Genomic DNA, 25,273 nt, shown 5'->3' on the forward strand with positions numbered 1-25,273 from the left:
CCTAACCAAGATTACGCGATAATAAAGGACCAATTAACCGACTAACTGGTAATGGCAATCGCTTCCATGCCGCAATAAATAACCGATATTTTGGATTTAAAGGATTCACATCAGGTATTTGTTTAGCTTTTACTAAATGATATTCATAGTTTATTGGCTCCGGCTCAAATCCCCAATTACGCTTAAAATCAAAAGAACCAGTGCCCTGTTTACTACGTCCAAAATCAAATAATCGACAACCACGTTCACTGGCATTACGCATTACTTCCCAATACATAAAATCATTGGCTTTTAGTTCTCGCGATGCTGTTGTTCCGCCACCATAGTAGGGTAAAACTTCATCACGAAAATAGAAATTAACTACTCCTGCAACTACGGTATCACCATGACGCACAGTTAATGCTTCACAATCCTTTTTAAACACATTTTTTAAAATACGAAAATAACGCTTAGAAAAAACTGGGGTTCCTAAATTACGGACACTCTCTGAATAAACCTGATGTGCAGTATCAATATCATCATCAAAACAACTTACTAAACCAGCTTGAATTCCTTTACGCACCATCGCCCGTTGTTTACGTGGAATTGCTAGTAGATTTTTTTCTGGATCAGCATCAATTGGTTTGCGGAAAGTAACGTATAAATTTTTAGAAGGCCAATCAGTATGACAAAAACTACGTTGACGTAATTCCAAACAATCAACCTGTAGTTCTTCAGCTAAATGACAAGCAGCAGCATCTAATTGTTGAACAATTTCATTGGAAATCGCAATGCTCCCGCCATAGACGCAAAACGGTGTTGAAATAAGCGTATTTCCAAATAAACGGCTTTTTATATGTGCAAGCGGCAAAATACCTAATATGTCACCTTGAGCCGATTCTGCAAATAGATAATAGGCAGTGTGTCCGAATGATTGCTCTAAAACCGTTTTCCAACCTGCACGATGAAAAAATGTCGCATTCAATTGTTGTTCAATAAACGCATCCCAGCGCGTCATGTCCTTAGCGGAAAGCTGTCGAATATGCACTGACGTTGCTAAATTATTCATGATGTTCTCCACTAATAACAGCATTATCTAAAAAAATGCGATCCATTCGATCCCACTGAAAATCAACAAATAATTGTCGCAACCTTGATTCAGTACGATGCAAATTTAAGTAATGGCGAAAACGTGTTTTTAGATTTAATCCAGTTTGTTTAGGCTGTTCAGGATCAAGTTCCCAAGGATGAAAATAAAACAATGCTGATTGCTTATCATATTCGTTCACTCGTTTTATTGCCCAGCGAGAGAACCAATAAGGGTAAAATCTAAAATAACCACCACCACCAGCGGGAATGCGATACCCAAAAAAATCAGTAGTTGTAATTGGAATTTCAATAAATTCAGGATGATCTAAAATAGGTTGATAAACAAAACGGGGCGCATCGGGTATGCCGTACAAATCATGGTGAACTGGATAAATGCTTGAACTATAAAAATAACCGGCTTCACATAATGCAGAATGTGCCCATAGACAAGTGCGATCAATTGAATAACTCGCTGCACGATAACCGCGTACTTCAACACCGCCAATATCTTCAAGTAGTGCTTTGGTACGGTAAACATCATCAAAAAAACTGTTATGATTCTGTTGCGTAACTCTGATATGTGAATAACCGTGGCTTGCTAATTCATGCCCGCAAGCAACTAATTCTTGGATTAATTTTGGATAACGTTCAGCAATCCAACCGAGAGTAAAAAAAGTTGCTTTAATTTTATACTGATCCAAAAGAGCTAAAATACACTCCATATTTTTTTCAATTCGACATGGTAACCTTTCCCAATCGTCACGGTGAATATACTTTTCAAAAGCAGAAACTTGAAAATAATCTTCAACATCTACAGTAAATGCATTACAAAATGTTTTTTTGTTTATCATTAAGGTTGCCTGAACTAATTTGACCACGTCATACGTAATCCAAGTGTCACACGGTTTTCAGTGTATTTATCGCTATCAAGAAAACGATATTGCAAATCTAAATTAGTATGTGCAGATAACTGACGGCTTAATCCTGCATCAACTGTAAAGTTAGTCACTTCATTCGTTAACGTTGATTGAGCAATGAGCGTTGGCTGAATAAAATTAATACCCGCATCACGCTTATTTTGATCCCAACTCAATGCTAAATGGCTACTTGTTAATCCTGTTAGTTTACGTGTCCAAAACAGGCTTGCACCAAAAGTTTCGTCATTTTGTCCTGCCTCTTCATATTCGCGTAGTGTATAGCGGATGGTTGTTCCAAGTGTATTGCGCCGCATTTGAAATGCGTAACTGGTTTGAAAGTGACTGCTGATAAAAGTAGCAGATGTTGGTATTGCTGTATTAGGACGAACCACTAATTGGTCACCTGTATCAGGAATAACTGTTTCGCCAAAAGCATCTTTAAAGGCGTACACATTATTTTGCAAACGTTCGTTTCGCGCACTGGAAATATCTCGAGAAAAACTTACAGTCCATGCCGAATGTTTATGACGATGATTTAATTCCAAAATTGGTGACCAGCCAAAATAACGATAGCCCATCCCTAATTGAAGCGTTGTTCGCGTTGTTGGTGTCCATGTACCTGAAAATTGCCAGTGTTCGCTGTTATTTTCATTTAATGCAACATAGTTATTTTTTTCATAACCAAATCGCGTCATCAATTGCCAACGTTCACTAAATTTATAACCAAGAGAAGTGCTTATGTCATTTGTTTCTGTTGTTGGCTTCTCTGTAATTAGCGTATTTTCAGTTCCGTTATTTTGTGTAAATTCAACTCGTTCATTTTCAGCATTAATTTCCCATATTAACGCATTTAGAGCAGAGCCATTTGATAATTCAATTTGACTGAGATAGCCAATGCTATCACCACCTTGATCGGAATAAAAAACGCCATTGGTTTCAAAATTAATGCCCAGATTCACAAAACGCCCGAAACGATTTTTGTAACTCGGAGCGATTCGATAAGTATAGGTTGTTTGCGTATTACCAGTAGGATTGATGGCATCGCCACTAGAAGGAGCAAGAGAATCTATAACTTCTTGCTGTGCTGTAGCAGTTAGATCAAAAAAAATGTGCTCTTCATACAGCTCTGATTGCATATTTGCCTGTAATCGATGATTAAATGTATCGTTTGAACTATTTGATAGGTAACGAATGTATTGAGGTGAATAAGCAAAGTCAAGATTAATGCGCCGACCTTTACCAGTAACAACCAAACCAGGCGTCACATCAACAAAAAAATCACTTTCACTTTTTTTATCACTAGTAGTAATGATTTGTGTATTATTAAGTTGTAGGTTGTCGCTATAAATTACTTGTGTGCTCATTTGCTTAGATACTTTCCAATCTGCCGCCAAAGTAGAACTTACAAATAGAATCAAAACGTAAGACAGCATTGCTGCCAAAAATCGAGTTTTAGTCAATTTTTTTAGCAATAACATTTTTTCTTACCTTGAATACTACTTAACAGATTTGTATTTATCATCAGATGATGGATTTTCGCCATAATTGTATCCATAACCGTATCCGTATCCAGTGCCATAGCGATTACCAAGACTGGGACGATATTTGTTTAAAACCAATCCTTTAATTTTGTTTTGTCCAAGTCGTGTTAACGCATCAATAACGGCATGTTGTACAGTGTGTTCCGCAGCAATAACGAGAACAATTTGTCCCATCATTTCAGCAAGAACTGCGCTCTCACTTGCAAGCAGTAATGGCGGTGAATCAAAAATGACAATACGATCTCGATAGCGAGAAGAAAGCTCATCCATGACACTGAGCATTCGTTCACTCGCAAGTAGTTCAGTTGCGCGTTCATGGTGTCTTCCTGCTGTCATTATTCGCATATTTGGTACATTAGTGCGCACTAAAACATCAGCAACTGATAAATGTGAACCAGCAAGTAGATCAATTAACCTTGGTTGGCTTTTAAACCTAATCGTTTAGCCGCTGCGGGTTTAGCAACGTCACCATCAACCAATAAAACTGTTCGATCCTGCTCCATTGCTATGCTCATTGCTAAATTAATAGCAGTAAACGTTTTGCCTTCTCCAGGTAATGCACTGGTAATCATTATAAGATTGGCATTTTCAACAATATCTGCACCTTTTTTATCAACATTGATGAGCAGCGGTCTTTTAATTAAACGGTATTCTTCAGCTAAAGGTGAGCGTTTAGCATCTGGCGTTAAGACACCAATTTGTCGCAGTTGATCAAAAGCAAGTCGATGAATCTGTGTTTGCGAGCCGTCCGCTTGCAGTAAAGCATTACTATTCCAATTATCTTGATGAATTTGCGTTGGATCAATTGATATATCTTCTAGTGGAGTATTTTTCTCAGTTGTTGATATTTCAACAAGCGCATCATTTAAAAGGTGATTTTGAATAATAGTATCATCTGCCAAAAGTTGCTTTTGATCAGCAACAATGGTGGTATCCGCAGCAGCATTTTGTATCTGAAGCGACGTGTTAGATTCCGCAGATAATGGTTCTTGCTGTGCGAATTTAGCAAGTGCTTTTTCAATGGTGCTCACAAGTATTTTACCTATTTTAGAATTTGCGGTATCAATTCACGCAAAATTGGCAAACCAAAAACAACAAAAGCAAACGCTATAATCAATCCAATGCTCATTGTAATGAATGGAATGAGCATTAAATGCTCTCTACGTTTGTCATTGTAGTTACGAACCAATGCGACAGTACCGAGTACGGGTAAACCAGTGATATGATAAAGTTGATTGCGATCATCAAAAACAGGGCGTAGCAAATCCATTATTAGGGCTAATACTAGACCGACACCAATTGCGAGCAATAACACGCCACCAGAAAGGATTAAACGATTAGGTGCTGTCGGTTTTAATGGGGCAAATGGTGGGTCAATAACACGAAATTTGACCCCTTCCGATGTTTTTTCAACCTGTGTTGAAAGCCGTGCTGTTTCACGACGTTGGAGCATTGCTTTATGTTGTTCAGCAACAGTTGTGTAATTACGAGTGAGTTGTTTTAATTCTGCTTCAATTCGTGGAATGCTATCAATCTGACTTTCAAGCTCCGCTACTCTTTTTCCATAATCTTCGACGCGTGCTTTCATTGCGGCGATTTGTGTGTCAGCTTCACTCAGTGCGACTTTCAAACTGCCGTAAACCGTATCAGCCTGTACATTCCCTGAGTCCTGATTATTACGACTGGCAATGGCTCTTTGTTTGTTACGCATTTGACTTTCTGCAATTTGCCGCCGCAGCTCAATAATATCAGGATGTTTTTCTGTATAACGCAGCAACAAATCGTCGAGTTTGTTTTGCAATGCCATAACACGTGGGTCTTCAATTTGTTGATCCGAAGTGCTATCGATATTAGAAATGAATGCTTGGTCTTGTGATTCAAGTTGAAAGCTCAATTCATCACGTCGCCAGTTTGCTTCGCGTAACGCTAATTCAGAATCTTTTAGCCCTGCCTTCGCAGCTTCTAAATTTTTGTAATATCCGCCTTGATCGGCTGATAACACTCCTGCATATTTACGCTGAAAATCAGCAAGTTGTTGTTCAGATTGTTTTAATCTTGATTCATATTCATCAATTTCTTGATCTAAAAAATCCTTTGCTGTGGTTGATGCACGTTGATCGCCAACAAGGGCTTCATCAATAAAAATAGAAACAAGCGACTGCACAGCTTTTTTTGCACTTTCAGGATTGCGATGTTCAAAAGAAACTGAATACAGTGAAGGATTCGCGCGATCACCCATAATACGAATTTTTGTGCTTAAATCTGAAATAAGTTTCTCTTTATCTTGCTCGCTACCACTCGTAAGATCAAGATCACTCATAGCAACAACTTTTTCTAAATTTGGTCTACTCAGTAACATCTTGCTCATTAAAGAAACACGCTGCACTAAATCAGGTTGAACAGTTAAACCTTGTAAGAGCGGGCGCAATACACTATTAGTATCGACAAAAACTCGTGCTGAAGCACCAAACTGATCGGGTATTTTTGCAACGAAAATCCAACCACCAATCGCTACTAACCATGCAGCAATTAGCGCCAGCCAGCGATGACGCCACATGCCACGGGCATAACCTAAAATCTGTGCTAAAACTTCATGCATAATAAGTCACTTACAAAGATGACTAGGAGATTAAAGGCAACTTAATTTTGTTAAGTTATCCTAAAACCATGCTTCTGGAATAATTAAAATATCGCCGGGTAAGAGGCTGACATTTTGCAAAATATCACCATGACGAATCAAATCGTCCAGTCGTACTGAGTATTGTTGTTGTTTGCCGTTTTGATAACGCACCAATACTGATTTGTTTCCAGATGCAAATTCGGTAAGACCGCCAACTTCAATCATTAGATCAAGGATTGTCATGTGTTTACGAAAAGGCACAGCAGCTGGCTTTAATGCTTCGCCAATAATACGCACTTGCTGCGTTGGCAAACCAACAAAACCATTAACAATGACCGTTACAATCGGCGAACGCACATAAGTTGCAAATTGTTTTTCAAGGTCTCGTGCCAACTGTGATGGTGTTTTGCCGCTGGCCTGCATGTCTTCAATAAGAGGCGTTGTTAACATACCATCAGGACGCACTGGAACGCTGCCTGATAATTCTGCTAATCCCCAAACAAAGATATTCACTGTATCGCCCGGTGCAATTTGATAAAAATAGCCGTCTTGTACAGTTGTTTCGCGTTGTTCTGGCGGTACTGGTGGTAATGCTTTTTTCTTAATAAATGAGCAACTTGTTATCACTAAAAGTGAAGAAATCAACAAAAAGCTAAGGCTTTTTTTGAATAAAAAATGAGTGTTCAAAGTACGCTCCTAAATTGCATCAGTCATCACTCTTTGGAAACTGCTTTAAGATGATACTTTTCAAGTAGACCGTAAAGCGTAGGGCGTGTAACACCCAGTTCTTTTGCAGCGAGTGAGATATTTCCATCAAATTGAATCAAAGCACGACGAATAACTTGCGATTCTGCACGTAATCGCGCTTCTTGTAAGGTTGCAGGTGCAGACTGTATCTCATCATCCACAAGATTCAAATCAAGATCAGAAATTGTAATGTGCTGCCCTTCCGCCATAATTGCTGCCCGTTTTACACGGCTTTCAATTTCGCGCACATTGCCAGGCCAATGGTATTTTTCAATCTCTTCAATTGCATCTTTAGTAAAACCTCTTAGCGATTTACCCAGCTCTTCGTTAAATTTATTCAAAAATGCCTTAGCAAGTAAAATCGCGTCACCTTCTCGCTCACGCAATGGCGGAAGGGTAATGGTGATTTCGCTAATGCGATAAAACAAATCTTCACGAAACAATCCTTCACTAATCCGCGCCTGTAGATTTTGATGCGTGGCGCAAATGATACGCAAATCCACAGCGATAGTTTCGCGTCCACCGACACGTTCAATAACACGTTCTTGAAGAAAACGTAATAATTTTGCTTGTAATGATAACGGTAAATCGCCAATTTCATCTAAAAATAATGTGCCGCTGTCAGCGTATTCAATTTTGCCACGAGTCTGTTTGGACGCGCCAGTAAATGCGCCTTTTTCATAGCCAAATAGTTCGCTTTCCAGTAAATTTTCTGGAATTGCTGCACAATTGATTGCAACTAATGCTCCCTGCGCATATTGACTCATTTCATGCAATGCGCGTGCAAAAAGTTCTTTGCCAGTACCACTTTCGCCAAGAATAAGAACGCTAGCGTTAGTTCCCGCAACTTTTTCAACGGTTTGACACACTTTTAACATTTGCGGACTGGCGGCAATAACACCGCGCAATGGCAAATCACCTCGAATTTGTTGTTGTAAATGACGATTTTCTGACTCCAATTCTGATAAACGATGCGCTCGCTCTACCACCAGTGTCAATACTTCGGCATCAATGGGTTTGAGATAAAAATCATAGGCGCCAAGACCAATAGCAGCGACTGCATTGCGGCGATCATCATTACCCGTGACCATAATTACTTTGGTTTCTGGTGCAAATTGAAGAATCTCGGTCAATGTCGCTAATCCTTCAGTCACACCACCGGGATCGGGTGGTAATCCTAAATCAAGTGTTACGACACGAGGACGAAAGCGGCGCATCAAGATCATTGCTTCAGTGCGATTACCCGCAATCTGCACTTCAAAGCCGTCAAAACACCAGCGCAATTGACTTTGCAACCCCGGATCGTCTTCAACAACTAATAGCGGTTTAAGCAATTTTTTTTTCATAGATTTCTCAGTGTGCTATTAAATTGCTGATAACTTGAGCGCATTGGGTAATATCACACGAATTAACGTCCCCTGTGCCAATTCAGTTTGTACATTCAAATCACCACCAAGTGAGCGCACAAATTCAAGGCTTTCAAATGCCCCGATGCCCATGCCTGTTAATCCTTTTGTTGAATCAAATGGGCGAAAAAGGCGCTCGCGCACAAATTCTGGTGACATTCCTGTGCCAGTGTCTTCTATTTCAATAATTGCATTGCTACCTTCTTGTTGTAGTCGAATCTGTAATTCACCCTCTGGCGGCGTTGCATCCTGAGCGTTTTGAATTAAATGACTTAACACCGTACATAATCGCTCTCGATCTGCATTGATTTGTAGCCCGCGCAGTGGGTCGTGAATTGTGGTTTGGGATCGCGTTTAGTATGAATAGCAATTACTTCTGCAATCACTTCATCGAGTATGACACTGCTTGGCGGTGCACCGCGAATACCGCTGCGTAATTGCGCCATAAGCCGTTGCATTCGATCTACCGAACTTTTAATAGTGGTAATCATATCTTCAACAAATGCCGGATTATGCTTGTGCTTTTCTGCATTGGAAAGCAGTAGCGATTGCTGCGCTAACAAATTTTTCAAATCATGTGCGACGTATGCTGAAAGTTGGCTAAAGGCTTCAAATTGTCGCGCCCGCATTAATGCTTGATCAAGCCGATATTGAGCAACGTAACTCGCCGCTTGATGTGCGGCAGTTTTCAGTAAAGAGCGGTCTTCCCAATTCAGGGATTGCACCGGATCGGCATTCATCAATACCACAAAACCGCCGACTTGTTCGCGGAAAAATAGCGGAATAATTAACCATGCTTCCGGTAATTGCTCCAACCAGCTTGGTGATTCAAATCCATCATAAAAATCAGGCTGGCTGCGATATTCTGCGAGATCAATAATCCAGCCGCGACGAATCATAAACTGCACCATTGGATGATTGCTTGGCTGCATTAGCGTATCAATTGGTGGTATGTTAATTCGTTCTACCAATACGAATGCGCCCTGTTCGTTGCCAACCCACAGCATTCCGCCGCCACTATTCACAATTGCACCGAGTGCGGTCACGACTGCTTCTGGAACATTAACGCCCGGACGTGATAATGCTTCGGTAAAGCGCAGCCATTCTTCTCGATAATCATATTTAAGACTGAAAAAATGGCGATTAACCAATACGCGCAGTCGAGCACGTAATTGCACTGAAAACAGCAATAACACTAATAAAGTTCCTGCTGCGAATAAAAAGGTAATTTGCAGCAGTGCGCCCCAAGTGCCACCAAAATAGCGGATGTAATAACCAGCCGCCGCCATTGCCATTAAATAAATTCCTGCGGCAGTCAGGGTTGCGGAATGAAAAACGACATGGCGCGAAACATGTACTTCTAGCGACCAACTCGGATTGCGTGCTGCGGATACGGTAATTAAAGGCACAATTAGCGCATTCACAAGACCTCGCGCTTCCCATAATTGCGCATCAAGTTGTTGCATCAACAGTGCATCAGCGTAAAAAAACAGGTCGTAAATAAAAATTGCGCCGAGTCCTAAACATAGATGTTTAATTTCCCCGCGCTGTTGCGGTTTTCGATTGCGAAATACCTGTTCAATTAATAACACGCCAATAATTGCCAGCAGTGTCCATAACAGAAATAGGATGTTAGCAGGCAGCGGTGGCTGATTGAGCAACCTCAGTGCTATTGGTAGCACCAGCATTAACAGCGCACTTCCGCCAATTAACCACCACACCATACTCAGCCAATAACGACTGCTGCTGCATTGAAGATCAGGAATTAAAATGTGTACCAAAAACAATAGCCAACTTGCCGTCCGCGCCAACTCGGTGAGCATTAATAAAAGCGTCGGTATTGGTACTCCAACGAATACCAGCATATTGACTGTTGCCCAAACCGCTGTTGTGCCCGTTGCCAGCACTGCGATCAATCCCATCAATCGCCCGCGCCAGGCCGTGACCAGTAATAACGTCAGCAGCAAATACGCCAGCAACGCAATGAAATAACTGAAGAATCCAATGCTCATTGCTAGAATTACCGTCTTGTATAAATTAGAGCGTCGGCGCGTTAACGGTCAATTCCACCACGCGACCCGTTGTATCTGCGCTCGTGTCTGGTTGATCACGCGGTCCCAGTCCACTGACATCGAGTCGCGCTCGGGTGATGCCCTGCGCAACCAGATAATCCGCCACAGCATTGGCGCGTCGCCGCGATAATTCCAAGTTATACGCAGCGTTTCCGTAGCGATCCGAATAACCGGTGATCGTGCCGCGAGCAGTTGGGAACTGCGTCAATCGTGCTACAACCTCCGCGAGTGGAGCAAAAAACTGTTTTTCAACAATGGTGCTGTTGCGGGCAAACGACACGGAAACGGTTAATGGTGGTGGCGGTGCGGCGCTGGGTTCGGCAGCAGATAAATCCGTTTCAGTCGTGCTGGCAAAAGCTGGTGGCGCTGCAATGGCTGGCGCAACGGGATCAATAGTACCAATCGTTCTCGTAGATTCGGCGTTGGTTTCTTCTGGCGCTGGTGGCAGCAATACAACAGGTGCGGGTGGCGCAGTTTGTAGCGGCGGAGCAGGTGCGGGAGTAATGACTGGCGGCGGCGTTTCTGGAATAACCGGCGTGAATGCTGGCGCTGGCGGAGCGTCCAAATAGGTCAACAGCGTCGTTGTGCTAGAGCTAATCCATTGTTGTGCATGGTCAAGCAGCGGACGCCACGCAACAAACTGGCGCAAATACAACGCTGCGCCTGCGCCAAATAAAATCAGGCTGAATAACAGCGCCAGCCGCCAATGTTTTGCCAATAACAACTGCGCGGATGCCAACGATTCTGACGGTGCATTGTTGGTCGCAACGCGGGCTGGCGCAGCAGGTGGTGCTTCCCAGTGCGGAGCTTCATCGTGAAACGGATTTTTCGGCGGAGGCGGTGAATCGTCGCGTCGCGCTGCGGGCGGTGGCGGTGTGGAGACGAATGGCGCAGGCGCAGTTTTGACTGGTGGCAGCATTGCGGCAGACAGACCGCAGTCAATTTGTGCCCAATCCACTTTTGCTGCTGCGAGTTCGCTCGCACTGGGTTCTGCGGGCGCTTCGTTATCCGCGACGAATTGCTGCGGCGTTAATTCTTCTTGACGCAGTTCGCCGAGCACGAATTCAACATCGGCAAGCGTGACGACGTGCGCTTCTTCAATAAAACTGTGTAATAACAAACGACTGCTGACGAGATTAATCATGCGCGGAACGCCGCCGCTGAAACGATAAATCGCCTCCATCACGCCGGGTTTAATTTCGGGATCGCCGCGCCAGCCGCTTTAATTAAACGGTGTTGAATGTAGCCAATGAGTTCTTGCGGACTCAACGCTTCCAAATGCCATGCGGCAAGCAAACGCTGATGAAGCTGTTCTAATTCTCGACTGCGCACCAGATCGCGCAGCGATTCCTGACCGATGAGCACGATTTGCAGCAGCGGTTGTCCAGCGTGTTGCAAATTAGTCAACAGCCGCAATTCTTCGAGTGCGGCAGCGGATAAATCTTGTGATTCATCAATGATTAACAGCGAGCGTTTGCCATACTGATATTGCTGACTGAGGAAATCGAGCAGACCCTGCAACACCATCGCTTTATTTTGCGCTCGCGTATCCAGTCCGAAAGCATAAGCAGTCATCCGCAACAAATCTTCTGCACCGAGTCGAGTGCTCATCAGCGTGGCGACCTTGACATCTTGTCCAGTGAGACGGTCGAGCAAATCGTGCACCAGTGTCGTTTTGCCCGTACCCGGTCTGCCGGTAATCATTACAAAGCCCTCGCGCGATGGAGCGCATAATCAATATAGGCTTTGGCTTTGGCGAAGTTATCGTGATTAAAGCAAAAACGGTGGTCTGGACTTAACCGGAAAGGATCAGCATTCAAACCATAAAAACGTTCGTACATAATAAATTACCAGACTTTTTTTAGGATCAATTCGACACGTAATGGTGACAGATGCAACCTGATTTCGATGCAGTCTCAGGTTGCTTGATGAGCTGCAAATTTGTCGATTGGTTCACAATAACTGCCGACTCCTTTTTGTAGTCTGCACCGCACGAGATGGTTTGATGAATCAACCGCGCTCCAACGATGATGCGCAAGTTAGGAATATCACCATCTTCTCACACACAATCGCACCATAAATTGCAGATACTATGGGGACATCACATGAATCACGCTGCCACTCAGATCGACATTCATCAGCTCGCTATTCAAGACCGCATTGATTACTACGAACAGGAATTAAGCCTCCTGAGCAATCCGGCAACTTTCCGCGAAAAAGTGTTGGCGAATGTTTACCGCTGCCTGTTGCAAACCTGTCTGCGGCAGTACGGCAGTCAAGCCAGCTTCATGGGTTAAATTTTCTATCTTTTTGGTTGAACTGAAAAAACCGGAGCATTAACGCTCCGGTTTTCTTTTGTCTACTGTACGACCAGCCGCTTAATTTCCGCGCAATAATTTCAGCAACGCTTCTGCTTCAGACCGCTCCGCAAACGTCTGCGTTGATTGCAATGCCGTTTCTAGCACCTGCTGCGCCTGCGCCCGATCACCGCTCTTTTGCAGAATTTGCGCCTTATGAAACAACAGACTGCCATTATCGGCGCTGAGTGCTAACGCCTTATCAATGGTGCGCAGCGCGTCGCGGATTTGTCCGTTGCGCAACAACACCATCGCCAGCGTGTCCACAATTTCTGCCGATTTAGGCGCAGCAGCGAAGGCTTGCTGGGCATATTTCAACGCCTGCGCCGGATCACGATCTTGCAGCAGCCACGCTAAATTATTCATCGCCACCGCATTTTTCGGATTGGTCTCCAAAGTGCGTTGAAAATGCGTGATTGCTTGATCATTGTGCCCCGCAGTCATCTCCACCTGCGCCAGTTGGAAATGCACCAGTCCATCTTTGGGATGCTGCGCCACCCATTCCGTCATCAGTCGCCGTGCACCGGCCACATCGTCCAGTTTCGCCAGCGCCCGCGTGAGCCAAATCAAGCTGACCGTTGAAGGCGTTTGGTCGAACAATTTTTGATACGCAGTTCGCGCCGACCGCCAATCATTTTTGCTTTCCGCGAGATTGCCGGTTAACAGCAGCACATCCGCATTTTCTGCGCCAACCAAGGTGGAAAGTGCATCAAGCCGCACCTGCGCCTGCGTCGGCGACTTCTGCGCAATCGCTAAACGTGTCAAACCGATCAATGCCGCAGTCGATTTGGAATCCATTTCCAGCGCCCGCTCCAGCGCCTTTTTCGCCGCATCCGGCTGCTCCAAACCCAGTTCTGCCTGCGCAGTGGCAACCAACACTTTGGGATCTTTCGGTGTCAGCGTGGCGAGCTGCTGCAATGTCTGTTTCGCCTCGGCGTAGCGTTGCAGCGCCAGCTCAGATTCCGCCATCAAACCTAACAGATTGACATCATTCGGATTATCGCTGGGCTGCCGATAACACGCGCCATGCTTGCTCGGCATTGCCCTGTTTGAGGTGATAAGCCGCGAGATACAGCTTCGGCTGCAACAATTGCGGATTCAGTTCGGCTGCCCGTTCGAGGTAATTCTCAGCCGCTGGCGGATCATTCTGCATCAGCGCCAGCCGCGCCAAATTCACCAACAGCTCCACGTTGCGCGGATTGCGCTTCAAACTATTTTCGTAAAACGTCTTAGCGCCAGCGAAATCCTTGGTTTGCAGCGCAATTGCAGCCAAGCCATTGGCTGCGCCAACATTGCCGGGCTCCAATTCGAGCGTCTTGCGCAGCGCCCGTGTCGCGTCATCAATTTTTTTATCCTGCAAATACAACAGCCCCAGCAGCAATTGCGCCCGTGCTGATTTGGGCTGGCGCTGGCACAAATCCAATGCCGCTTGCACCGCCGCTTCCGGTTGCTTATTGCGCAGATGACCGAGCACCAATTGTTCTGCTGCGCCCCACAACGCCGGATCGCTGTCAAAACTCGTGCCTTTCACCGTCATCAATTCTTGAAACGCATCATTCGCCGCACTCGAATTGCCGGTTAATTGCGCCAATTGTCCTTCCAACAACAACACATCGGGATTGGAACTGCCGAGTTGATTTTTCAGCTCCTGCAACCGCCGCTGGGCGACAGCAACGTTCTTTTCCGCAATCGCCAATCGCGCCAATAAGTTGATTGCTGGTGCAAATTTGGGATCAAGCGCCAGCGCCTGTTCCAATTCACGTTTGGCCTGCGCGAGATCACCCAAGCCCGCCGCGACGATACCCTGCGCAACGTGAATCTTCGGTTCATCAGGAGTCAGACTGCGCAAGGTATTCAAGGTCGTCTGCGCCACCGTGAACTGTCGTGATGCCACTTGCGCATCGGCTAACACGCCCAGCAATGCAGCATTTTTCGGAAATGCCAACAACGCTTTATTTACGATTTCAATCGCTTGCGCTGGTTCGCCGCGCTGCAAATAGTACGCAGTGAGATAAATTTGCGGTTCCAATGCCTTGGGATTGCGTTGCTGCGCCGTGTCCAAATACGTCTTTGCCGCAACTGCGTCATTTTGTGCCAGCGCGATTTTGGCCAGCATGATGAGCAACTGCGCACTGTCGGGATGATGTTTGAGGCTGGCGGTCAAATAGCCTTTGGCTTGATCGAGATTCTTATTTTGTAACGCCAGCGCCGCCAACGCGCCGCTTGCGGTCAAATCGCCGGGGTCAAGTTCGAGTGCTTTATTGAACGCTTTGCTTGCTGCGTCCAGTTCTTTGCGCTGGAGATACACCATGCCAAGCAGCGTCTGCGCTCGCGCTGAACCCGGCTCGCGGGTTTGATACGCCTTGGCAGCTTCCAGCGCCTGATCCAATTTATTGCTGCTGATCGCACCGAGCACCAACTGTTCGGCTGCGCCTTGGAAAGTCGGGTCTTGATTGAGTGCCGCTTGCAAAGCCCGCAGTCCTTCCTGTGCATCGCCGTCACTGAGCAACGCCGCACCCAGTCGCGCATTGGCTGCGGCGGAATCCGGCATTTCAGCTTTCACTTGGCGCAGATAGCTGATGCTTTCATTGCGTTTACCCTGAACCATCAACGTATTCGCAAGCAAATCCATCGTCGCCGTATCGTTTGGTTGGCGTTGCAAAATCGACCGCGCCAAGCGTTCGGCTTCTTTGGTTTCGCCCTGCTGCAACAATGCAGTGGCTAATAAACGACGGATGGTTTGATCATCAGGTTGCGCTGCACTTGCTCGCTCCAAATGAATCCGCGCCAATGCCGGTTCGCCCAGCGCCAGCCGTGTCGCACCCGCCAACGTCAATGCGGGCAAGAAATCCGGCGCAGCACCGAGTGCAGCTTGCAAGTATTCAATGGCTTGGGCGTAATCCTTTTTGGTGTAAAGCAGCAAACCTTCAACGTAATCCAATTGCGGATTTTTTTTGAGTTGCTGGCGCAATTGCGCGATGTCCTGCGCAGCAGCGTCAAGTTGATTGGCTTGAATACGCACTATCGCCCGGTTGAGGTGCGCCTGTCGTCCGACAATGGGATCGGCGATGGCTTTGGTATACGCGGCATCGGCTGCTGCCCATTGCCCCGCTGCGCGTTCGATGTCACCGAGTAAATTGAGCGCAGCCGCATTTTGTGGTTGACGTTGCAGCGCCTCATTCACCAATTGCCGCGCTGCATCAAATTGATTGGTCGCAGCCCGCAGTCGCGCCAGCACCAACCGCGCCGCGACCGCTTCAGGATCAACTTTCAACGCCAATGCTGCCTTTTCTTGTGCACCAGCGAGGTTATTTCCACTCTGCAACGCATCAGCTTGAATCGCCAACAGTTGCGCCCGTAATGGTGGCGCGATGGTTTCCGGTATCGCCAACGCCGTCACCTGATCGAGCTTGCCCTGCTGCAACCATGCCTGCATCAACCAAGGTTGTAACTCGGTGTCTTTAGCGCCCAACTTCTGCGCTTTTTGTAATTCTTGTTCGGCCGCTGCTGCATCACCAGCCTGCAAATATGCCTGTCCCAGCAACAAGCGAGCGCGTTGATTTTGCGAATCTTTCTGCAACACATTTTTCAATTCGATGAGTGCAGTTTTCAGCTCGCCGTGCATTAACGCTGCTTCACCGCGTGCCAATTGTTGACCGAGTGATTCTTCGGCGCTACAGCCGCTGATCAGTGTGGTCAACGCGACCGCGATGACTCCGTAACGCAATGTTTCTATTGATTTTTTAATCATTGATTTCCACTCCATAAACATCTTGCCGGTGAATAAAATTATGTCGTGCGCCCGCAAAAACAGAGATGCCAGTATTCCACTGGCTGGATTGTGATGCTCAATTTCTTAACGATGCGATGATGACACTTTTAAAATGGGCGGTAATGCGGAAAATCCGCTGCCGCCAATAATTCTTGATCGCCCGCTGAATCGCCATAAGCATAAAGCACCGAATTCGTTAAATCACCGCATAAGAATTGCAATTGACGCACCTTTTCTGCACCGCGACAATTCATTCCAATAATTCCTCCGATACACCGATCATCAATTGCGGCAACACGCGTGCACAGCAATTGATTAAATCCCAATACTGCGGCGATTTTTTCTAAATAAAAATCTAATGAGGCACTCACCATAATCAATTGATGACCGCGCTCACGATGCCACGCAATCCGCGCCAGCGCTGCCGGTCGCAATTGTGTGGCGAGCACTTGCGCAGCGTGTTCTGCGCCAATTTGTTGCAAACGCGCTACAGAGTCGCCGGCTAACAACTGCATCAACAGGCGCTGTTTGAATTGATCCCGATTGGAGCGCCGCAAACCCACGCGCATTGCTTCTCCGCTCAATCGCGCCAGTGCCGCTGCCACGCGCATTTTCCCGCAAGCGCGGAATAAAAATGGCAAAAAAGTATCGTGAAACTATCGTTCCGTCGAAATCGAAGGCGCAAGCACTGGTTTTACAGCATCAGACATTAGCGGCGTTCTCAGTTGAAATGTTCAATCGCTTCAAAGAATTAGCAATTCCGCTGCTGCGCACCACGCGCCGGCATAAGGCTTCACCCAGCACTGATGATTGCGTATACAACAACGTAAAGCGTTGTTTTGAGCGGGTAATTGCAGTGTAAATCAGTTCCTGCGTGAGCACCGGATTCACTGCATCTGGCAGCACCAGCGCCGTGTGCGTGAACTCCGATCCCTGCGCTTTGTGCACCGTCATCGCAAACACGGTTTCTACCGCTTGCAACCGACTCGGCAACACCCAGCGAATGCCGTTGCTGCCGTCACTGCGCGGAAAAGCGACCCGCAACACGCGCCGCGTCAGATGCGGTGGTTCGGCATTGCGTACCGGCACGGCAAGCGTGATGCCAATGTCGCCGTTCATCAGTTGCAAATTCGCATCGTTGCGTGTGACCAACACCGGACGCCCGGCAAACCATTGTGATGGAGTGCCTGTGGCATTTTCGATCCGCAACAGTCCTTTCTGTTGTAGCAAGGTGACGATGTGCTGATTTAAGCCGGTGACGCCCCAGATGCCTTCGCGTAAGACTGCCAGCAATTGAAACTCCGCCTGTGCTGCCAACACGGTGTGCGCCCACGCATCAATCGCAGTCGGCGCGGCATTATCGCCCGGATCGTCGTCGTGCATTGCAGCGAGATAGCCGCGATAACCGTCGCACACGAGATCAATAAATTCATTGGCTTGCGTGTTTGGTAGTTGAATCGCAGTGAGCTGTTTCGCTGCGTTCGGTTGCTGCGCAATGGATGATGATTTTTCTGGAAATAACTGCAACGCTGCGTTAAAGCGTTGAGTTGGATCAAGTTGTTCTGACGTAGTTGGTTCGGCATTCACCACCGCAGCCAGCGCCCCGATGCCGCCATCCGCACGAAAACGATAACTGTGGCGCAGCATCACCGTCACCTGCGCCAGCGCCAGTCCTGCTGGGTCAATGTATTTATTTGGCAACGTTGCGCCGGTGACACGCTGCAACCAGTCGCCAGTGGCGGGCGTGTAATGTGCCGCTGCTGCGCCCGCACATAAATCGCCGAGCACTGCGCCCGCTTCCACCGATGCGAGCTGATCTTTGTCACCGAGCAGAATCAACCGCGCTTCCGGGCGCAGCGCTTCTAGTAATCGCGCCATCATTTCGACGTCCACCATCGACGCTTCATCGACCACAACCAAATCTACCGGCAACGGATTTCCGGCGTGATAACGGAAATGCCGACTGTGCGGCAGCGGCTCCAATAAGCGATGCAGCGTCGTCACGCTCGTCGGAATGGCGGCGCGAATCTGTTCGCCGTTGGCAAGTGCGGCGAGGGGCAAATCGGCAATTCGTCCGGCGATGGAAGCATTCAACCGTGCTGCGGCTTTACCGGTCGGCGCTGCCAGCCGAATGCGCAACGGCGGCTGTTTGGCATCAAACGTCAAACCTTGCAACAGCGCCAGCAAACGCACGACGGTCGTTGTTTTGCCCGTGCCGGGACCGCCGGTGATGATGGCAAAAGCACTGCGAGCAGCGAGGGCGCAGGCGATTTTTTCCCAAGGCAAATCCCCCCAACCCCCCTTTGCTAAAGGGGGGCTTATGTTGTCCTTTGCTAAAAGGGGTTTCATTTACTAAAGGGGGAGTGTCATTCTCATTTGCTAAGGAAAGCTCGCATTCTCCCCCCTTAGAAAAAGGGGGGTTGGGGGGGATTTTTCTTCTGGAAACAGTGCCTCCAGCAACTGCTGCAACGCCAATTCCGCGACCGGCAACGCCTGCTGCACGCGAGCGTTGATGCCGTGAATAATCCGCTGCTCGTCGCGCCAATAGCGTCGCAAATACAACAGTGGCTGCGCCAGCGTTCCCGCCAACACCAGCGGCGTTGCACCATCATCCGGTGCTCCATGAACACAATCCCACACTGCGGCGCTGGCACTGAGTTCGCGCAACCACTTCGCCACCGTGAATGCGCCAAACACTGCGCCCAATTCCGCAGCGATGACATGTAATAACGGTTGTTGCTGCGCTTCGGCAAGATCAAGACAGACATGACCGCGCCCGTTGCGCTCACTGACAAGCGCCACTGCCAGCAACACCAGCGGACGAGTATTCGGCTGTTGTTCGAGAATGAATTCCGCCAGCACGACATCAATCACGCGCAACGCGCCAACATTTGCCCAGCGATGCAGGTGTTTTAACACGCTGGCGCTGGGCGCAATCGCATCTGAAATTGGAATGGTCATTGATGAATGAAGATCATGGCGTAATGAACAATGGCGACGTTTTACCGCATTGCGCAATTGGCGACAAGCAGCATGATGTTACGGAAGTAATGAATTGATAAAGTAACCGCTTTGAATGATAGGAGAGCACCATGCACCGTTTTTATTTTCGTTTGGCAATTACCGCAGCACAATATCAACGCTATTATCAGGGAAAAGCGAGCAGCGTCGTGGTGAAAACTCACGCAGGGTTAAATCTATCATTGCCTGCTGCGCATTTGCGCCGTTTTATTACCGCTGACGGTGTGCACGGCGATTTCTGTCTGACCGCTGATGCGCAGCATCGAATGATCGCGTTGGAACGAGTGCAATCCTCAAGCTAACATCATTACAGCCGATAAAATATAACCACGCTTTTAACCTTTCGGAGTCTGTCATGCTTACTCTGCAATCAACACCTCAATCCGTCGCTCAGGCAGCGACCAACGCGTTCAACAAGCCGGCGAATGAACGCGCTCATTTCAGTCAATCAGCACAAGCACTGGCGCGAGTACAGGATGCGCTGGCGCGAGAAATCCCCGGCATGAATGTCAACGCGCTGCAAAAGCTCAATGCGCAGGATTACACGCCGGATAAAATTGCCGAGCGGATTAGTCAATTCGTGGCGCGTGGTTTGAATAATGCACGGGCGCAGGGCAAATCGGATGCTGAAGTGCAATCGCTATATGACAGTGCAATGAGCGGTGCGGAAAAAGGTTTTAAGGATGCGAAAGAGATTTTGAAGAATCTCGATTTGCTTAATGGCAGCATTGGCGAGCAAGTGCAGGCGACTGAAGACCAGACTTTTGCGGCATTGCGCAAGTTGTCGCCGAGCAATTCATCGGCATCATTCACTGCTATGAATAGCACCAGCGTCGCAGCCGCGCAACGCTATCAAAAAGCCGAAGATTTCCAATTGACGCTGCAAACTAAAGACGGCGATACGGTGAAAATCAGTTTTAATCGGGCGCTGGATGCGCAAGCCAGTTTGGGGATTTCAACCGATGGCACGAATAATCAAGCCGCAGTACTTGACGTGAATCGCAGTGAAAGTACGGGTTATCAATTCAAAGTGGAGGGCAATTTGAGTACGGAAGAAATCGACGCGATTCAAAACTTGGTGCGTGATGTGGGGCAGGTTGCCAATCAGTTTTTTAATGGCGATGTGCAACAGGCATTTGCGCAGGCGCCGAATATCGCGTTTGATGATGCGCAATTATCATCAATGCGTTTGCGTTTGAGTCGCAGTGAACAAACTAGTGCTGTAGCGCAGTATCAGCAAACGCAGCAATTGAATAATCCTGCTGGGCAGACGATTGGAAAGCTCGCCCGTGAATTGAGTGATAGTGCCAAGCAACCGGCATTAGATTTTCTCGATCAAGCCCGCGCTGCGGTGAATCAAATCATGCAAGGTTTGGTGCAACAAGATTATCGCTTCCAAACTGCTTCTAGCGATCAACAAGCTAATTATCAAAACAATTTGGCGCGATTGCTCGGTATCAGCCCGGAAGCAATGAAGTAAGTTATTAGTTGGCAGTTTTCGGTAATTAGCGTATTTTCTGCTGTCAACTGCCAACTCAATCAATCGTGTTGTTCATTGCGAGAACTGCGATTGCAAATCGAATGTTACGCCGCAATCCATCGGTTAAATGTGGCGTAATCAATTCTAACATGGCGCGATGAATACGAATGTTGCCAGCGACCATATTCCCAGTTTCGAGAAAACGATTGCTGCCTGCAAAATCAGTGATCGTTCCACCTGCTTCTAAAATCAATAGTGCGCCAGCTGCGCAATCCCACGCTGATAAACCCAATTCCCAAAAGCCATCGGTGCGCCCAGCAGCGACATAGGCCAAATCCAATGCCGCCGAGCCGGGGCGACGAATGCCCGCAGTTGCCAATGTCATTGCTTTGAACATGCCTAAATAAGCGTCGATATGGCGTTGATCGCGGAATGGAAAACCCGTGCCAATTAACGCGCCTTCCAATGACGGGCGTGTTGCGACGCGCAATTTGCGATCATTTAATTGCGCACCTTGACCGCGAGCAGCCGTAAATAATTCTTCACGCGATGGATCGTAAACCACGCCGCATTCCAATTGCCCTTTGTGTTTCAAGGCAATTGAAATTGAGAATTGCGGAAAGCCGTGTAAATAATTGGTGGTGCCATCAAGCGGATCAATAATCCATTGATAATCGCTATTGCCGCCTTGTTCGCCGCTTTCTTCAGCGAGAATGGCGTGATCGGGAAAACGATTGCGCAATTCTTGAATAATGGTCGCTTCGGCTGCGCGATCCATTTCACTGACAAAATCGTTGCGACTTTTCGATTCGACTTGAATCTGCTCGAGGCGATCTGAGTAGCGCATGAGCAATTTGCCGGCGCTGCGAGCAGCGCGGATGGCGATGTTCAAACTTGGGTGCATCATTGACGGGAGTCCGTAGCAGTCGCGGTATCATTGAGCCAATACCGCGCAATTTGTGATGATTTGCGAAACATGATAGACGAAATAACCACAGCACTGGCACGCATCCGCATCGTGCTGGTCGAAACCAGTCACTCCGGCAACATCGGCGCAGTGGCGAGGGCAATGAAAACGATGGGGCTGGCGCGGCTGGAATTGGTCGCGCCCAAACACGCCATTGATGCCGAGGCGCTGGCGCGAGCTTCCGGCGCAGATGATTTGCTCGAACGCGCTGGGATTCATGCCACGCTGCCCGACGCGCTGCTGGGTTGTCGGATGGTGATTGGTGCCAGTGCCCGCCTGCGTACTGTCGAATGGCCGCTGCTCGAACCGCCCGACTGTGCCCAGCAACTGCTCGCCGAAGCCGCGCATGGTGACGTGGCGCTGGTGTTCGGACGTGAGAGTTCTGGTTTATCCAATGTCGAGCTGGCGCGGTGTCAGGCGCTGGTGCATATCCCGACCAATCCCGATTTCAGCTCGCTCAATCTCGCAGCAGCGGTGCAAGTGTTGGCATATGAACTGCGCCGCACTGCTCGCGCCGCGCATGGTGCGCAACTAACTGATTCACCACGTGATTTAGCGACTGCCGACGAAATGGAGAGTTTTCACGGACATCTGGCGCAAACGCTCGGCGTTATCGGCTACGGCGATCCCGCGCAGTCGCACAAACTGATGCGGCGGCTGCGCCGTCTGTTTTATCGCGCCAGCCCAGATCGCACTGAAATCAACATCTTGCGCGGGATTTTGACCGCCGCACAGGGGCGCAAATTGCCGCGCCAGCCCACGCCATGACTGCGCCGCTGCTCCAGATTGAGGGCTTAACCACCGACATCGGCAGCGCCAGCGCCCCGTTGCGGGTGGTTGCGGGCATTGATTTGACGGTCAACGCAGGCGAAACGCTGGCGCTGGTCGGCGAATCTGGCTGCGGTAAATCGTTGACTGCATTGTCTTTAATGCGGCTGTTGCCGCCAGCGGCGCAGATTGTGGCGGGCGCAGTGCGGCTGGGCGGAATGGATTTATTGCGCTTGACCGAAGCCGAGATGCGCGGCGTGCGCGGCAGTCAAATGGCGATGATTTTTCAGGAACCGCAAACCGCGCTCAATCCAGTGTTGACAGTTGGAGCGCAGATTGCTGAGGCGCTTAAATCCCCAACCACCCTTTTACAGAAATCCCCCCCAACCCCCCTTTTGCAAAGGGGGGCTTCTTCTTTTCTCTCACTTTTTCAAAAGGGGCAGGAGGGATTTTCCAAAGAGGGGCTTTTTCTCCCCCCTTTAGCAAAGGGGGGCAGGGGGGGATTTGAAACGCAAGTGATTGACCTCTTGCAAGCAGTCGGTATTCCCGATCCGGCGCTGCGTCTGCACGATTATCCGCATCAACTTTCTGGCGGAATGAAACAGCGCGTGATGATTGCGCTGGCGTTGGCGGGCAATCCGCAACTGCTGATTGCTGACGAACCGACGACCGCACTTGATGTCACGATTCAAGCGCAGGTGTTGCGGCTGCTAAAAACGTTGCAGCGCGATACCGGCATGGCGCTGCTGCTGATTACCCACGATCTCGGCGTGGTCGCAGAAACGGCGGATCGGCTTGCCGTGATGTACGCCGGGCAAATCATCGAAACCGCGCCAGTTGCGGAGTTTTTCGCTGCGCCCGCGCATCCGTACAGTCGCCGCTTGCTGGAAAGTTTGCCGAGCGCCGCGCAGCGCGAGCGCCGATTGGCGATGATTCCCGGTCGAGTGCCGCCGCTGGATACCGATTTCACCGGCTGCCGGTTTGCGGATCGCTGCGCAGAAGTGCAGGAAATCTGTCACACCACGCCACCGCCGTGGCAAATGCGCAACGCAGAACATGGAGCGCGATGTCATTTTGTTGACAGTGCGCAGTCAACAGTTGACGGTCAGCAGTTGGGAGTTGGCAGTGACTCGTCGGCAATTTCAGCGCCAGCGCCGTTGCTGCAACTGACCGATTTACAAGTGCATTTTCCGATTCAGCGCGGTTTGCTGCGACGCACCGTTGGGCAGATCAAAGCGGTGGACGGCGTGACGCTCGCGCTCGCAGCTGGGCAAACGCTGGCGCTGGTTGGCGAATCTGGTTGCGGAAAAACCACAGTTGGCAAGGCAATTTTGCAACTGCTCGCGCCGACCGGCGGCACGATTTGCTACGGCGAGCAGGATTTGAGCGCACTGACGCAGCGGCAATTGCGCCCATTGCGCAAAGAAATGCAGATTATTTTTCAAGACCCGTTCGCAGCGATGAATCCGCGTCTGCTGATTGGCGATGTGATTGGCGAAGGGTTGCTGGCGCTGGGCATGCGCCGCGTCGTGCCGACCGCGAGCGCCGCATCGCCGAATTATTGACGCTGGTCGGGCTTGATCCCGCTGCCGCCAACCGTTATCCGCACGAGTTTTCCGGTGGGCAGCGCCAGCGCATTTGTATTGCGCGGGCGCTGGCGGTGGAGCCGCGCATTCTGATTTGCGACGAGCCGACCAGTGCGCTCGATGTTTCGGTGCAGGCGCAATTCTCAATTTATTGAAGGATTTGCAGGAGCGGCTGGGGCTGGCGTATCTGTTCATCACGCACAATTTATCGGTGGTTGCCTATCTTGCCGACGCGGTGCGGTGATGTATTTGGGGCGCATCGTCGAACAGGGCGCAGTCGCCGATTGCTCACTGATCCGCGTCATCCGTACACGCGAGCATTGCTCTCGGCAGTGCCGGTGATTGACCCAGCGCAGCGGCGCACGATTATTCGGCTTGACGGCGAAATGCCATCACCGCGCCAGCCACCGTCTGGTTGTCATTTTCATCCGCGTTGCCCCACGCCGTGCCCGACTGCGCTCGCGCCTATCCTGAAATTCAGCGATTCGGCGCTGGGCGACAGGTGCGGTGTTTTCGCGCCAACGTCTCATCTTGACCACTACACCACAGGAAATTCCCGCTTTGTTGACACATCAAGCCAATCCTCCCGTCGATAGTCTCGTGCTCTATAAAAGTCGCCCAGCGCGAGTGGTGAGCCTCGGCGACAAGATCGAAATCGAACTCAGTGGCGGCTGCAAGCGCGTTCGCCCCAAAGATGTCGAACTGCTGCATCCCGGTCCGCTGCGCAGTCTCGCGGAACTGGAGCCACAAACTGGCGAATTTAAAGCGGCATGGGAATTGCTCGAAGGCACTGAAACTACGTTGCAGGAATTGACAGAATTGGCGTTTAACGCATTTACGCCAGCGACAGCGTGGGCAACGTGGCAACGGGTGACGAAAGGGCTGCATTTCATCGGTCGCCCGCAAGCAATTGAAGTCCGCACCGTGAATTGATCGAACGTGAGCGGCAGA

Annotated in this window: 22 protein-coding genes and 2 pseudogenes; 6 read left to right on the plus strand and 18 right to left on the minus strand. The window is 48.8% G+C overall.

The features are described from left to right. Nucleotide 1 precedes the first annotated feature (1 nt). The 12 genes and pseudogenes from CXB77_RS03690 to CXB77_RS03735 form a co-directional block, all read right to left on the minus strand. The gene (locus CXB77_RS03690; RefSeq protein ID WP_105072833.1) at nt 2–1,048 is read right to left on the minus strand and encodes a FemAB family XrtA/PEP-CTERM system-associated protein; all 1,047 of its coding nucleotides are present in this window, start codon (nt 1,046–1,048) and stop codon (nt 2–4) included. After that, the gene (locus CXB77_RS03695) at nt 1,041–1,919 is read right to left on the minus strand and encodes an XrtA system polysaccharide deacetylase (RefSeq protein ID WP_105072954.1); all 879 of its coding nucleotides are present in this window, start codon (nt 1,917–1,919) and stop codon (nt 1,041–1,043) included. The genes CXB77_RS03690 and CXB77_RS03695 overlap by 8 nt, the downstream gene beginning before the upstream one ends. Before the next feature lie 14 nt (nt 1,920–1,933). After that, complete coding sequence (locus CXB77_RS03700) at nt 1,934–3,463, minus strand: TIGR03016 family PEP-CTERM system-associated outer membrane protein (protein ID WP_105072834.1); 1,530 nt, start codon at nt 3,461–3,463, stop codon at nt 1,934–1,936. A gap of 18 nt (nt 3,464–3,481) precedes the next feature. Beyond that, the gene (locus CXB77_RS21015) at nt 3,482–3,808 is read right to left on the minus strand and encodes a hypothetical protein (protein WP_242445401.1); all 327 of its coding nucleotides are present in this window, start codon (nt 3,806–3,808) and stop codon (nt 3,482–3,484) included. A gap of 128 nt (nt 3,809–3,936) precedes the next feature. Next, complete coding sequence (locus CXB77_RS21020) at nt 3,937–4,557, minus strand: hypothetical protein (RefSeq protein WP_242445402.1); 621 nt, start codon at nt 4,555–4,557, stop codon at nt 3,937–3,939. An 11-nt stretch (nt 4,558–4,568) separates the two neighbouring features. Next, a complete protein-coding gene (locus tag CXB77_RS03710; RefSeq protein WP_105072835.1) occupies nt 4,569–6,125 on the minus strand; it encodes an XrtA system polysaccharide chain length determinant in 1,557 nt (518 codons plus the stop codon). A 60-nt stretch (nt 6,126–6,185) separates the two neighbouring features. Next, a complete protein-coding gene (locus CXB77_RS03715; RefSeq protein ID WP_172452512.1) occupies nt 6,186–6,833 on the minus strand; it encodes an XrtA/PEP-CTERM system exopolysaccharide export protein in 648 nt (215 codons plus the stop codon). A gap of 26 nt (nt 6,834–6,859) precedes the next feature. Continuing rightward, nucleotides 6,860–8,239, minus strand: coding sequence for a PEP-CTERM-box response regulator transcription factor (prsR, locus tag CXB77_RS03720; RefSeq protein WP_172452513.1), 1,380 nt, complete (start codon nt 8,237–8,239; stop codon nt 6,860–6,862). Between the two features lie 18 nt (nt 8,240–8,257). After that, nucleotides 8,258–8,578 carry an ATP-binding protein gene (locus CXB77_RS21025; protein WP_242445403.1) on the minus strand — a complete coding sequence of 107 codons (321 nt, stop codon included), beginning with the start codon at nt 8,576–8,578 and terminating at the stop codon, nt 8,258–8,260. Continuing rightward, on the minus strand, nt 8,572–10,311 hold the full coding sequence (prsK, locus tag CXB77_RS03725; protein WP_242445404.1) for an XrtA/PEP-CTERM system histidine kinase PrsK: 1,740 nt from the start codon (nt 10,309–10,311) through the stop codon (nt 8,572–8,574). Before prsK ends, CXB77_RS21025 begins: the two co-directional genes overlap by 7 nt. 25 nt (nt 10,312–10,336) lie before the next feature. Further along, nucleotides 10,337–11,554 (minus strand): OmpA family protein, encoded by a 1,218-nt coding sequence (locus tag CXB77_RS20210; RefSeq protein ID WP_197710986.1) that lies wholly within the window; start codon nt 11,552–11,554, stop codon nt 10,337–10,339. Beyond that, nucleotides 11,554–12,081 (minus strand): annotated as a pseudogene (locus tag CXB77_RS03735) (ExeA family protein); the annotation flags it as partial. The gene CXB77_RS20210 and the pseudogene CXB77_RS03735, both read right to left, overlap by 1 nt. A gap of 395 nt (nt 12,082–12,476) precedes the next feature. Here CXB77_RS03735 and CXB77_RS03740 point away from each other — a divergent pair. Further along, nucleotides 12,477–12,668: a hypothetical protein gene (locus CXB77_RS03740; RefSeq protein ID WP_105072838.1), complete on the plus strand. Its 192-nt coding sequence runs from the start codon at nt 12,477–12,479 to the stop codon at nt 12,666–12,668. Nucleotides 12,669–12,749: 81 nt separating this feature from the next. On the opposite strand, the gene CXB77_RS03745 is transcribed toward CXB77_RS03740, so the two are convergent. The 5 genes from CXB77_RS03745 to CXB77_RS03765 form a co-directional block, all read right to left on the minus strand. After that, the gene (locus CXB77_RS03745; protein ID WP_105072839.1) at nt 12,750–13,769 is read right to left on the minus strand and encodes a tetratricopeptide repeat protein; all 1,020 of its coding nucleotides are present in this window, start codon (nt 13,767–13,769) and stop codon (nt 12,750–12,752) included. Continuing rightward, complete coding sequence (gene prsT, locus CXB77_RS03750; RefSeq protein WP_172452514.1) at nt 13,726–16,479, minus strand: XrtA/PEP-CTERM system TPR-repeat protein PrsT; 2,754 nt, start codon at nt 16,477–16,479, stop codon at nt 13,726–13,728. Before prsT ends, CXB77_RS03745 begins: the two co-directional genes overlap by 44 nt. Nucleotides 16,480–16,607: 128 nt before the next feature. Continuing rightward, on the minus strand, nt 16,608–17,111 hold the full coding sequence (locus CXB77_RS03755; protein ID WP_105072841.1) for an HAD-IB family hydrolase: 504 nt from the start codon (nt 17,109–17,111) through the stop codon (nt 16,608–16,610). 91 nt (nt 17,112–17,202) lie between these two features. Then, nucleotides 17,203–18,849: an exodeoxyribonuclease V subunit alpha gene (recD, locus tag CXB77_RS03760; RefSeq protein WP_105072842.1), complete on the minus strand. Its 1,647-nt coding sequence runs from the start codon at nt 18,847–18,849 to the stop codon at nt 17,203–17,205. A 30-nt stretch (nt 18,850–18,879) separates the two neighbouring features. Further along, complete coding sequence (locus CXB77_RS03765; protein ID WP_105072843.1) at nt 18,880–19,461, minus strand: hypothetical protein; 582 nt, start codon at nt 19,459–19,461, stop codon at nt 18,880–18,882. 131 nt (nt 19,462–19,592) lie between these two features. Between CXB77_RS03765 and CXB77_RS03770 the strand changes: the two genes are divergently transcribed. Beyond that, nucleotides 19,593–19,823, plus strand: coding sequence for a DUF2835 domain-containing protein (locus tag CXB77_RS03770; RefSeq protein ID WP_105072844.1), 231 nt, complete (start codon nt 19,593–19,595; stop codon nt 19,821–19,823). Between the two features lie 53 nt (nt 19,824–19,876). Further along, nucleotides 19,877–21,001 (plus strand): DUF5610 domain-containing protein, encoded by a 1,125-nt coding sequence (locus CXB77_RS03775; RefSeq protein ID WP_105072845.1) that lies wholly within the window; start codon nt 19,877–19,879, stop codon nt 20,999–21,001. A gap of 55 nt (nt 21,002–21,056) precedes the next feature. Here CXB77_RS03775 and CXB77_RS03780 read toward each other — a convergent pair whose 3' ends face one another. After that, the gene (locus CXB77_RS03780; protein WP_105072957.1) at nt 21,057–21,905 is read right to left on the minus strand and encodes an inositol monophosphatase family protein; all 849 of its coding nucleotides are present in this window, start codon (nt 21,903–21,905) and stop codon (nt 21,057–21,059) included. Between the two features lie 72 nt (nt 21,906–21,977). On the opposite strand from CXB77_RS03780, the gene CXB77_RS03785 reads away from it, so the two are divergent. From CXB77_RS03785 to CXB77_RS21040, 3 genes and pseudogenes are all read left to right on the plus strand, one after another. Continuing rightward, nucleotides 21,978–22,736, plus strand: coding sequence for an RNA methyltransferase (locus CXB77_RS03785; RefSeq protein WP_105072958.1), 759 nt, complete (start codon nt 21,978–21,980; stop codon nt 22,734–22,736). Next, a pseudogene (locus CXB77_RS22845) lies at nt 22,733–24,857 on the plus strand (ABC transporter ATP-binding protein). The gene CXB77_RS03785 and the pseudogene CXB77_RS22845 overlap by 4 nt, the downstream one beginning before the upstream one ends. Further along, entirely contained in the window at nt 24,854–25,255 is a 402-nt protein-coding gene (locus CXB77_RS21040) for a hypothetical protein (RefSeq protein WP_242445405.1), read from the plus strand. Before CXB77_RS22845 ends, CXB77_RS21040 begins: the two are co-directional and overlap by 4 nt. Nucleotides 25,256–25,273 lie beyond the last annotated feature (18 nt).

Source organism: Chromatium okenii (genome assembly GCF_002958735.1).
Classification (GTDB): domain Bacteria; phylum Pseudomonadota; class Gammaproteobacteria; order Chromatiales; family Chromatiaceae; genus Chromatium; species Chromatium okenii_A.

Bases quoted from the DNA above. Each gene is read 5' to 3' on its own strand.
- CXB77_RS03780 (WP_105072957.1), bottom strand. From the start codon at position 21,905: ATGCACCCAAGTTTGAACATCGCCATCCGCGCTGCTCGCAGCGCCGGC.
- CXB77_RS03770 (WP_105072844.1), top strand. From the start codon at position 19,593: ATGCACCGTTTTTATTTTCGTTTGGCAATTACCGCAGCACAATATCAA.
- CXB77_RS20210 (WP_197710986.1), bottom strand. From the start codon at position 11,554: ATGGAGGCGATTTATCGTTTCAGCGGCGGCGTTCCGCGCATGATTAAT.
- CXB77_RS03740 (WP_105072838.1), top strand. From the start codon at position 12,477: ATGAATCACGCTGCCACTCAGATCGACATTCATCAGCTCGCTATTCAA.
- CXB77_RS03690 (WP_105072833.1), bottom strand. From the start codon at position 1,048: ATGAATAATTTAGCAACGTCAGTGCATATTCGACAGCTTTCCGCTAAG.
- CXB77_RS03745 (WP_105072839.1), bottom strand. From the start codon at position 13,769: ATGCCGAGCAAGCATGGCGCGTGTTATCGGCAGCCCAGCGATAATCCG.
- CXB77_RS03710 (WP_105072835.1), bottom strand. From the start codon at position 6,125: ATGCATGAAGTTTTAGCACAGATTTTAGGTTATGCCCGTGGCATGTGG.
- prsT (WP_172452514.1), bottom strand. From the start codon at position 16,479: ATGATTAAAAAATCAATAGAAACATTGCGTTACGGAGTCATCGCGGTC.
- CXB77_RS03785 (WP_105072958.1), top strand. From the start codon at position 21,978: ATGATAGACGAAATAACCACAGCACTGGCACGCATCCGCATCGTGCTG.
- prsK (WP_242445404.1), bottom strand. From the start codon at position 10,311: ATGAGCATTGGATTCTTCAGTTATTTCATTGCGTTGCTGGCGTATTTG.
- CXB77_RS03700 (WP_105072834.1), bottom strand. From the start codon at position 3,463: ATGTTATTGCTAAAAAAATTGACTAAAACTCGATTTTTGGCAGCAATG.
- prsR (WP_172452513.1), bottom strand. From the start codon at position 8,239: ATGAAAAAAAAATTGCTTAAACCGCTATTAGTTGTTGAAGACGATCCG.
- CXB77_RS03755 (WP_105072841.1), bottom strand. From the start codon at position 17,111: ATGCGCGTGGCAGCGGCACTGGCGCGATTGAGCGGAGAAGCAATGCGC.
- CXB77_RS03775 (WP_105072845.1), top strand. From the start codon at position 19,877: ATGCTTACTCTGCAATCAACACCTCAATCCGTCGCTCAGGCAGCGACC.
- CXB77_RS03765 (WP_105072843.1), bottom strand. From the start codon at position 19,461: ATGACCATTCCAATTTCAGATGCGATTGCGCCCAGCGCCAGCGTGTTA.
- CXB77_RS03695 (WP_105072954.1), bottom strand. From the start codon at position 1,919: ATGATAAACAAAAAAACATTTTGTAATGCATTTACTGTAGATGTTGAA.
- recD (WP_105072842.1), bottom strand. From the start codon at position 18,849: ATGAAACCCCTTTTAGCAAAGGACAACATAAGCCCCCCTTTAGCAAAG.
- CXB77_RS21015 (WP_242445401.1), bottom strand. From the start codon at position 3,808: ATGCTCAGTGTCATGGATGAGCTTTCTTCTCGCTATCGAGATCGTATT.